At 33.2% G+C, this 9,591-nt stretch carries 9 protein-coding genes; 4 read left to right on the forward strand and 5 right to left on the reverse strand.

Going from position 1 to position 9,591, the window contains the following annotated elements:
* Nucleotides 1–69 precede the first annotated feature (69 nt).
* A complete protein-coding gene (locus AACY61_RS03610; RefSeq protein WP_339610229.1) occupies nucleotides 70–1,242 on the forward strand; it encodes a proline dehydrogenase family protein in 1,173 nt (390 codons plus the stop codon).
* Here AACY61_RS03610 and AACY61_RS03615 read toward each other — a convergent pair.
* The 5 genes from AACY61_RS03615 to AACY61_RS03635 all read right to left on the reverse strand — a co-directional run bounded on the left by AACY61_RS03615 (nucleotide 1,239) and on the right by AACY61_RS03635 (nucleotide 5,714).
* The gene (locus tag AACY61_RS03615; RefSeq protein ID WP_339610230.1) at nucleotides 1,239–1,613 is read right to left on the reverse strand and encodes a hypothetical protein; all 375 of its coding nucleotides are present in this window, start codon (nucleotides 1,611–1,613) and stop codon (nucleotides 1,239–1,241) included. The genes AACY61_RS03610 and AACY61_RS03615 overlap by 4 nt on opposite strands.
* A 6-nt stretch (nucleotides 1,614–1,619) precedes the next feature.
* Complete coding sequence (locus AACY61_RS03620) at nucleotides 1,620–2,819, reverse strand: alanine dehydrogenase (RefSeq protein ID WP_339610231.1); 1,200 nt, start codon at nucleotides 2,817–2,819, stop codon at nucleotides 1,620–1,622.
* A 74-nt stretch (nucleotides 2,820–2,893) separates the two neighbouring features.
* A complete protein-coding gene (locus tag AACY61_RS03625) occupies nucleotides 2,894–3,421 on the reverse strand; it encodes a hypothetical protein (protein WP_339610232.1) in 528 nt (175 codons plus the stop codon).
* A gap of 289 nt (nucleotides 3,422–3,710) precedes the next feature.
* Entirely contained in the window at nucleotides 3,711–4,124 is a 414-nt protein-coding gene (gene tsaE, locus AACY61_RS03630) for a tRNA (adenosine(37)-N6)-threonylcarbamoyltransferase complex ATPase subunit type 1 TsaE (RefSeq protein WP_339610233.1), read from the reverse strand.
* 39 nt (nucleotides 4,125–4,163) lie between these two features.
* Nucleotides 4,164–5,714, reverse strand: coding sequence for a bifunctional response regulator/alkaline phosphatase family protein (locus AACY61_RS03635; RefSeq protein ID WP_339610234.1), 1,551 nt, complete (start codon nucleotides 5,712–5,714; stop codon nucleotides 4,164–4,166).
* An 85-nt stretch (nucleotides 5,715–5,799) separates the two neighbouring features.
* Between AACY61_RS03635 and AACY61_RS03640 the strand changes: the two genes are divergently transcribed.
* The 3 genes from AACY61_RS03640 (at nucleotide 5,800) to AACY61_RS03650 (ending at nucleotide 9,560) form a co-directional block, all read left to right on the forward strand.
* A complete protein-coding gene (locus AACY61_RS03640; RefSeq protein WP_339610235.1) occupies nucleotides 5,800–7,029 on the forward strand; it encodes an HD domain-containing protein in 1,230 nt (409 codons plus the stop codon).
* A gap of 109 nt (nucleotides 7,030–7,138) precedes the next feature.
* Complete coding sequence (gene lpxD / locus AACY61_RS03645; protein WP_339610236.1) at nucleotides 7,139–8,164, forward strand: UDP-3-O-(3-hydroxymyristoyl)glucosamine N-acyltransferase; 1,026 nt, start codon at nucleotides 7,139–7,141, stop codon at nucleotides 8,162–8,164.
* Nucleotides 8,157–9,560, forward strand: a complete 1,404-nt coding sequence (locus tag AACY61_RS03650; protein ID WP_339610237.1) for a bifunctional UDP-3-O-[3-hydroxymyristoyl] N-acetylglucosamine deacetylase/3-hydroxyacyl-ACP dehydratase — start codon at nucleotides 8,157–8,159, stop codon at nucleotides 9,558–9,560. The genes lpxD and AACY61_RS03650 overlap by 8 nt, the downstream gene beginning before the upstream one ends.
* The last annotated feature ends 31 nt before the right edge of the window (nucleotides 9,561–9,591 follow it).

Below are 9,591 nucleotides of genomic sequence, written 5' to 3' on the forward strand. Positions count from 1 at the left end.
AAATAAGGAGAATTCTTAAAAAATCGATGGAATTCTAGCTATATTTGTAAGACGATTACTTCAGTGACCATGGAAACAAAAAATCTCTTCGAAAACACAGAAGTTGCTTTTTCTCTAAAAACAGATTCTGAACTTGAACGCGCCTATTTTTTATTTAAAATGATTAGCAGTGAACCTTTGGTGAAAATAGGAACAGCCGCGACAAAATTTGCTTTAAATATCAATTTACCTGTTGAAGGGCTCATTAGATCAACTGTTTTTGATCATTTTTGTGGTGGGGTGAACGAAGAAGACTGCATGCCGGTGGTCGAAAAAATGCATCAAAAAGGAGTATGCTCTGTATTAGATTATTCAGTTGAAGGGAAAAATCTTGAAATGTCATTTGATATTGCTACTGACAAAGTATTACGACTTACAGAATTTGCAGAAAACAAAGAAGCATTACCATTTTCAGTTTTTAAACCTACTGGATTTGGCAGATTTGAAGTTTATAGAAAAGTTTCTGAGAATGAGCCTTTAACCGATATTGAAACAATTGAATGGGAAAAAATTATTGAGCGGTTTGATAAAGTGTGTCAAAAATGTTCAGAAACAGGAGTTTCACTTTTGATTGATGCTGAAGAGAGTTGGATTCAAAAGTCAGTAGATGATTTGATTCTTGAAATGATGCGTAAATACAACAAGGATAAGGTTGTAATTTATAATACTATTCAATGTTACCGCTGGGATCGTTTGGACTACTTGAATTTAGTCCTAAAAATTGCTTCTGAAGAAGGGTTTAAGCTTGGTTTCAAAATAGTTAGAGGTGCCTATCTTGAAAAAGAAAACAACAGAGCTGAAGAAATGGGCTATAAAAGCCCCATTTGCCCAACTAAAAAAGCAACCGATGATAATTTTGATTCCATTATGTCATTTATGTTTGATCACCCGGATGTAATGACCGTTTTTATCGGAACACATAATGAAGAAAGTTGCTATAAAGCTATGGAGTTGATGAAACAAAAAGGCATTGAAAAAAACGATCTAAGAGTCTGGTTTGGTCAGTTATTTGGCATGAGCGACCACATCAGCTTTAATTTAGGACTTGAAGGATACAATGTGTCAAAATATTTACCTTTCGGGCCAGTTAAAGATGTTATGCCTTATTTAATTAGACGTGCTGAAGAAAATACTTCTGTTGCCGGACAAACCAGCAGGGAGTTAAATTTGATAAAAAGAGAAAAAGAGAGAAGAAAACTTTAATGCTTTTTATTTAAAGAAACTATAAATGCTTTTTCAGGACAGTTTTCTACTTCAAGACGGATTTGTTCACCCTTTACTTTTCCATAGATCACATACAGATTACAGGAGTCCCTTTTTGTGTCACTTTCACTAAAGTTTACATTTCCTGTTTGAAGTAAATTTGTAACATAAGTTGTATCAAGCTGCTTGGTTTTAATTTGTGTTAAAACATTCTCTGAATAAACTTTTGGTTTAATTCTAATGTTTTTTTTGACCCTGGCATCCGGACTGTAATCACAACTAGCACCTTTTTTATTGAGAAAGAAAAATAAAAATATTAACCCAATTGAGAATCCAAAAAGGTAGAAGGCCAAACGCTGTGTAAATTTCATAAAGTACTAGAGAATAAACAAGTTAATATCACTGTATGGCATGTCAAACCAATCTGAGATTGATTTATTTGTTAAAATGCCTCTGTAAAAGTACAACCCATTTTTTAAACCATTGTCAAAACGAATGGCATTTTCGAGACCACCGGATTCCGCTATATCAATAAGGTAAGAAGTAAATATATTGCTAATAGAAATAGAAGCTGTTTTTGGGTAACGCGCAGGTATATTAGGAACTCCATAATGAATCACACCATTTTTAATGATAATAGGACTGTCATGACTTGTCATTTCAGAAGTTTCAAAGCAGCCACCCATATCAATACTAACGTCTATGACGACAGCTCCTTTTTTCATGTTTTCAACCATTGTTTTTGAAACAATAATGGGTGATCTATTTTTACCTCTAATAGCACCTATAGCAACATCACAACGTTTTAATGCTTTTAATAAATTTTTTGGCTGTATCGTTGAAGTATAGATTGGATGCCCAATGTTTGCTTGTAAACAACGTAACTTAGTGATTGAGTTATCAAAAACTTTGATACTTGCACCCAATCCCAATGCTGATCGAGCTGCAAATTCGCCAACAGTACCAGCGCCGATAATGACAACTTCAATTGGCGGAACACCGCTTATGTTTCCAAACATTAACCCATTGCCTTCTTTAGCATTTACCATAAGTTCTGCTGCAATTAGTACCGAAGCGGTACCGGCAAGTTCACTCAATGATCTAACAGCCGGAAATGCCCCATTTTCATCCTGAAGAAACTCAAATGCTAACGCAGTGATTTTCTTCTTTGCCAATGCTTCAAAATAAGATTTTTCTCTTGTTTTTAATTGTAAGGCAGAAATTAAAACAGATTTTGGGTTTATCATTTTAATTTCATCTAGAGTAGGGGGTTCTACTTTCAAAACTATGGGGCAGGAAAATATTTTTTTTGTTTCGCGCGTAAGGATCGCCCCGGCATCAGCATAAGCTTTGTCACTATAGCTGGCGCCTTCACCGGCACCATTTTCTATAAGTATTTTATGACCTTGAGCAACAATTGCAGATACTGCATCGGGTGTGAGACAAATTCTCTTTTCCTGGAAGTAAATTTCTTTTGGAATTCCTATGAATAAATCTCCTTTGGTTTTTTGAATTTCGAGAGTTTCCTCTTTTGGAATAAGCTGAGCAGCTGTAAATGGAGTGATAGACTTAGCCATTAAGGTTTTGGTTGATTGGAAAAACTAAATTACAACTTTAGGACTAATGTTGCAAATGTGTAATAAAATGTTTATTAACGGAATAAGTCTTTTAATTCATCCCATAAAGTGCGCTTGGTCTTAAGTTCTTCTTCAAATGCTTTCATATCATCAACTCCACGAATTTTGTTGAATACTTTAGCACGTATTAGATAAACTGCAGGAATTATTATTAACATTACAGGAATCATATAAACTAATTCTACCTCATCTATATTTCTACTTTGATTAATTAAACCCCAAGTTTGGAAAATATACATAAAAAGTGGCACCAGTATAATCCAATGCCACCAGTGTTTACAGGTAAAAAACCATATCAGTAACAAATATAATGGAATTACCTTTCCTGAAAGAAACCAAGCGAATTGATACCAAGAAAGATAGCTTGTTTCGATATTAAACAAAAAAGTTTCCCAAACTTGACCGTCTGGGAAACTTTCATACAAATAAAATAAATAGGGTGAGATTGCTATCAATAAAATAACAATTCCACCTCCTATTGTAAACTTTTTTCTATCCTTGTCTTGGGACCTGGATTGTAGTTGTGTCGATTTGTTGTTCATCGTTGTCTATGCTTTCTGGTGTACAAGATACAAATAATCCAGCAAAAAAGATAGCAACAAAAAATACTGCTTTTGACATTTTCATAATTTTAGTTTTTGTGAGGTTAATAGTACAAACCTATGTAAAAAAAACTAAAGTATTTTAAAAAATATTCCCGTATCTTAGTAAGTTATTTTTTGACAAAGTTATTCTAAGCTTATTTTAATGTCGATTTGGGGTCTTGACTAAAAAAGGGAGGCGATAAACCCAGTGTTTATCATAAAAGCGGTTATTTTAATTGTTTGCTATTTATTCACAGGCAATAATTTTTAGAGTTCTTGTTCCGTCATTGTTTTGTGTAACAATTATGTCATTTTTATGATTGGGCAAAATCCTTGATATTTTTTCAGGCCATTCAATAAAGTTCCAATAATCACTATAAAAGTATTCTTCTATACCTATATCCAAAGCCTCTTTTTCATCATTGACTCTGTAAAAATCAAAATGATATAATTTATCATTTTTAACTTCATACTCATTAACTAATGAAAAGGTGGGGCTGTTTACCACATCTGAATAACCAAGTTGTTTTACTATTTCTTTTATAAGGGTAGTTTTGCCTACTCCCATATCACCATAAAAAAGGAGTTTTTTTCCAGAAATACCAGAAAGCACAGCATTTGCCGCTTCAGGCAAGTGAGATAAGTCGTAGGTGTAAGTCATAACTTTGGGGTTACGAGCTCAAATATAGTGAAAAATTCTTTATCGTGGCAATAAAACAGCAAATGGTATAATCATTTCTTCTAAAGACACTCCACCATGCTGATAAGTGTTTCTAAAATAACTTACATAGTGATTGTAATTGTTTGGATATGCAAAGAATAAGTCTCCCTTTGCAAAAATAAATGAGCTACTCATATTGATGCTTGGAAGGTGAATGCTTTTTGGATCTTTAGCCGCTAAAACATCTTTGGATTCATAAGTGAGGCTTTTGCCGGTTTTATATCTTAAATTCAAACTGGTGTTTTTATCTCCAATAACTTTTGATGGATTTTTTACATTAATTGTACCATGATCGGTAGTTAGTATTAATTTAAATCCAAGTTGAGCTGCTTGTTGTATAATCTCCAATAAGGGTGAGTTTTTAAACCAACTTTGTGTTAATGAACGATATGACTTATCGGTCGACGCTAATTCCTTAATAACATCCATTTCAGTTTTTGCATGAGATATCATATCAACAAAATTGTATACAACCACGGTTAAATCATTTTCCTTTTGAGATTTAAAGCTTTCAACTAGTTTTTTACCCTGCTTAAGGCTTGTGATTTTATAATAATCATATTTTATATTCATTCCCAGACGCTTCAATTGTGTTTCCAGAAACTCTTGTTCATGCATGTTTTTTCCACCTTCATCTGTGTCATTTAGCCATAAATCAGGGTGTAACTTATCCATATCATCAGGCATTAAGCCAGAAAAAATAGCATTTCTGGAGTATTGAGTGGCTGTGGGTAAAATACTGAAAAAAGCAGACTCCTTTTCTTTTTTATAAATATTTGTAAGTATTGGCTCAAAGGAAAGCCATTGATCATATCTTAAATTGTCAACAACTATAAGTAAGGTGGGTTGTGTGTTTGTAATTTCGGGCGCAATTTTTTCTCTGAAAAGTGTGTGTGACATTACAGGAGCGTCCTGAGTGTTTTTAAACCAATCAGGATAATTTTTATCAATAAACTTACAGAACTGGGTATTTGCCTCCGATTTTTGTGACTCGAGTATTTCAAACATACTTGAATCTTCAATTTCTTCTAACCGTAATTCCCAATTTATCAATTTTTGATATAATTCAATCCAACCCTGATAGGAATTGATCATTGACATATCCATCGCGATTTTTCTAAATTCCTGCTGGTAATTGGAAGTGGTTTTTTGAGAAACCAACCTGGAGTGATCAAGATTTTTTTTAAGACTCAGTAATATTTGGTTTGGATTTACAGGTTTAATAAGATAATCAGCGATTTTTGAACCAATGGCTTCTTCCATAATATATTCTTCTTCACTCTTTGTGATCATCACAACCGGAAGGGTTGGTTTTTTTTCTTTAATTTCATGCAGAGTTTCTATTCCCGTCAAACCAGGCATGTTTTCATCTAAAAAAACAATATCAAAATTCATTTTATCAATTTCTTCCAACGCCTCTGTTCCACTTTGAGCTTTTGTGACTATATAATTTTTATTTTCTAAAAAAAGAATGTGGGGTTTTAATAAATCTATTTCATCGTCCACCCAAAGTATGTGTATCTTATTCATTGTATGTATTTTCTTAATTTAATTATCAATATTCATTACATTTGCGAAGTAGTATCCTTCAAATATATTTTTAAATTATTCGCCTTTGATTTCGAACCAAAAACTTAATATTTTAAACGACCCAATTTACGGTTTTATTACTATACCTGATACAATCATTTTTGAGTTAATTGAAGACCCTTTGTTTCAAAGGTTGCGTAGAATAACTCAAATGGGGCTTTCATATCTGGTATACCCGGGCGCAAATCACACACGTTTTCACCATGCCCTTGGCTGTATGCATTTAATGCAAAAAGCAATACAAGTTCTACGCTTCAAAGGAGTTAACATTACTGCCAAAGAGGAAGAAGCATTACATATTGCTATTTTATTACACGATATTGGTCATGGGCCTTTTTCACATGCTATGGAAAATAGCATTATAGAAGGAGTTTCTCACGAGGAAATTTCATTACTTTTTATGCAATATCTCAACGAAAAGTTTAACGGAAGATTAACGCTTGCCATTCAAATTTTTAAAGGGAACCATAATAAAAAATTTCTTTGTCAATTAATTTCAGGCCAACTTGACATGGATAGATTGGATTATCTAAAACGCGACAGTTTTTATGCCGGTACTCCCGAAGGTAATATCAATTCCGAACGATTAATCACTATGCTCAATGTTGCAGACAACGAACTTGTAGTTGAAGAAAAGGGGGTTTACTCAGTTGAAAAATTTATAGTAGCGAGGCGGTTTATGTATTGGCAGGTATATCTTCACAAAACAAGCATTGTAGCTGAACAAATTTTGACAAATATTCTTGTTCGTGCAAAAGAACTCATCAAACAAGGTAAAACGTTAAAAGCCAGTAGTTCACTCATTTTTTTTCTCACAAAAAAAATCTACAAATCAACAATTGATAAAGAATTGATATTAAAATTTTCAGAATTGGATGATTTTGATATCATTGCAGCTGTAAAAGAGTGGAAAAACTGTGATGATTTTGTATTGAGTAACTTATGCAAAATGCTATTAAACAGAAACCTGCTAAAAATTAAAGTGAAAGACAAACCTTTTTCTGATCATGCTTTAAATACCAAACTTCAAAAAGTAATGCAAAAATACAAGCTTTCGAAAGATGAAGCCTCCTTTTTTTCATTTCGAGGAACCATAACAAATTTGGCCTATAGCGATTCAAAGCAAAAAATATTTCTTTTGACTCAAAAAGGAAAAGTGACTGATATTACAGCAGTAAGCGACCAAATTAACAGTAAAGTATTAACAAATGAAATAACAAAAAATTATCTCTGTTATCCAAAAACTAAAGATTGAGCCTTTTTTCCTATTTTTGCTAGATTGAAACAAACTAATCAGAACCAATTTTTTAAATATAATAACTAACTGTTGTTTCAGCATCAAAGAATTTAATCAAAAACAATAGATGAAATTTACAGCGGAACAAATTGCTACAATTTTAGAAGGAGAAGTAGACGGAAACCCTAAAATTGAAGTATCAAAATTATCAAAAATTGAAGAAGGAGAAATAGGGTCACTCACATTTCTTTCCAATCCTAAATATACCTCCTATATTTACTCAACAAATGCTTCAATAACCATAGTTGATAAAGGCTTTACTCCAGAAGAACAATTGAATACCACCCTCATTAGAGTTGAAAATGCTTACAAAGCTTTTTCAAAACTTTTAGAATATTATAATATGGTTAAGCTTAATAAAACCGGAATTGAAAAACCAGTTTTTAAGTCTGAAAATGCTAAATTAGGCAAAAACATTTATCTAGGAGCTTTTTCCTACATTGGTGATGATGTAATGATAGGAGACAATGTAAAAATATTTCCGGGAGTTTATATTGGTGATAATGTTGTTATAGGTGATAATGTTATTGTATTTGCAGGAGCAAAAATTTATTCAGAGACCAATATTGGAAATAATTGCATTATTCATAGTGGAGTTATTTTAGGAGCAGATGGCTTTGGTTTTGCACCAAGCGATAATGGTGAATACAACAAAGTACCTCAAACTGGCAATGTAATAATTGAAGATTCAGTTGATATAGGTGCAGGTACTACAATCGACAGAGCTACTTTAGGCTCAACAATTATAAAAAAGGGAGTGAAACTTGACAATCAGATTCAAATTGCCCATAATGTTGAAATTGGTGAAAACACTGTTATTGCAGCTCAAACAGGTATTGCAGGTTCAACAAAAATTGGAAAAAACTGTATGATTGGGGGCCAAGTAGGAATTGCTGGTCATCTTAACATTGGGAACAATGTAAAAATTCAGGCCCAAAGTGGCATAGGAAGGAATGTTAAGGACAATGAGACCCTACAAGGTTCGCCTGCTTTAAACTATGGTGATTATAATAAAAGTTATGTGCACTTTAAAAATTTTCCAAAAATAATAGATAGAATAAACAATATTGAAAAAAAGAATGGCAATGAGTGAATGTCTTATTAAACAACGCACTTTAGGTAAAGAAATTTCCCTTAAGGGAGTTGGGTTACATACTGGTAAAGAAGTAACACTAACTTTAAAGCCCGCCCCCATTAATTTTGGCTACGCTTTTATAAGAGTAGATCTTGAAGGCAGCCCAGTTATTGAAGCAGATGCAAATTATGTTATAAATACCCAAAGAGGAACAAACCTTGAAAAACGTGGTGTAAAAATTCACACATCAGAACATGTACTGGCGGCACTTGTAGGTATGGAAGTAGACAATTGTATTTTAGAGCTTAATGCTCCGGAACCCCCTATTATGGACGGCTCATCAAAATATTTTGTAGAAGCAATTGAAAAAGCCGGAATAATTGAACAAGAAGCACCAAGAGAAGAATATATTGTTAAAGATGCAATTTCTTATTTGGATGAAGAATCAGGTAGCGAAATCATTGTGATGCCAGCTGAAGAATATCAGGTAACTACTATGGTTGATTTTGGCACAAAAGTTTTGGGAACTCAGAATGCTACTTTAAAATCATTAAAAGAATTTAAAGATGAAATCTCCAATGCACGAACATTTAGTTTTCTTCATGAAATTGAAATGCTACTCGAAAATGGTTTAATAAAAGGAGGAGATTTAAATAACGCGATTGTTTATGTGGACAAAGAGTTATCTCCTTCAACTATGGAAAAGTTAAGGATAGCCTTCAAAAAAGACTCCATATCAGTTAAACCAAACGGAATCCTTGACAATTTAACATTACATCATCCTAATGAAGCTGCAAGACACAAATTGCTTGATGTAATAGGTGATTTAGCCCTTATTGGCACAAGAATAAAAGGAAAAGTGATAGCAAACAAGCCTGGGCACCACGTAAATACCCAGTTTGCAAAAAAACTTTCAAAATTAATCAAAATTGAAAAACGCAACAATGTTCCAAAATTTGATTTATCCCAACCACCTTTAATGGATGTAAATCAAATAATGGACATGCTTCCTCACAGGCCGCCATTTCTTTTAGTTGACAAAATTATTGAACTTTCAGACAGCCATGTTGTTGGACTTAAAAATGTCACAATGAATGAGCCATTTTTTGTTGGTCATTTTCCAGGAGCCCCCGTAATGCCAGGGGTTCTAATTGTCGAAGCAATGGCACAAACAGGAGGTATCTTAGCATTAAGTACTGTGCCTGACCCTGAAAATTACCTCACTTATTTTATGAAAATTAATAATGTAAAATTTAAACAACAGGTTTTACCGGGTGATACCTTAGTATTTAAGCTCGACCTAATAACTCCAATCAGACGAGGTATTGTTCATATGCAAGGAAATGCCTATGCTAATGACAAACTCGTAACAGAAGCAGAGCTGATGGCTCAAATAGTAAAAACAAAAGAGTAAAAAATGAATCAACCCTTAGCATACGTCCATC

The organism is uncultured Planktosalinus sp. (assembly GCF_963973675.1).
In the GTDB taxonomy this organism is placed as follows: domain Bacteria; phylum Bacteroidota; class Bacteroidia; order Flavobacteriales; family Flavobacteriaceae; genus Planktosalinus.

Bases quoted from the DNA above. Each gene is read 5' to 3' on its own strand.
- tsaE (WP_339610233.1), bottom strand. From the start codon at position 4,124: ATGACTTACACCTACGACTTATCTCACTTGCCTGAAGCGGCAAATGCT.
- lpxD (WP_339610236.1), top strand. From the start codon at position 7,139: ATGAAATTTACAGCGGAACAAATTGCTACAATTTTAGAAGGAGAAGTA.
- AACY61_RS03610 (WP_339610229.1), top strand. From the start codon at position 70: ATGGAAACAAAAAATCTCTTCGAAAACACAGAAGTTGCTTTTTCTCTA.
- AACY61_RS03650 (WP_339610237.1), top strand. From the start codon at position 8,157: ATGAGTGAATGTCTTATTAAACAACGCACTTTAGGTAAAGAAATTTCC.
- AACY61_RS03635 (WP_339610234.1), bottom strand. From the start codon at position 5,714: ATGAATAAGATACACATACTTTGGGTGGACGATGAAATAGATTTATTA.
- AACY61_RS03620 (WP_339610231.1), bottom strand. From the start codon at position 2,819: ATGGCTAAGTCTATCACTCCATTTACAGCTGCTCAGCTTATTCCAAAA.
- AACY61_RS03625 (WP_339610232.1), bottom strand. From the start codon at position 3,421: ATGAACAACAAATCGACACAACTACAATCCAGGTCCCAAGACAAGGAT.
- AACY61_RS03615 (WP_339610230.1), bottom strand. From the start codon at position 1,613: ATGAAATTTACACAGCGTTTGGCCTTCTACCTTTTTGGATTCTCAATT.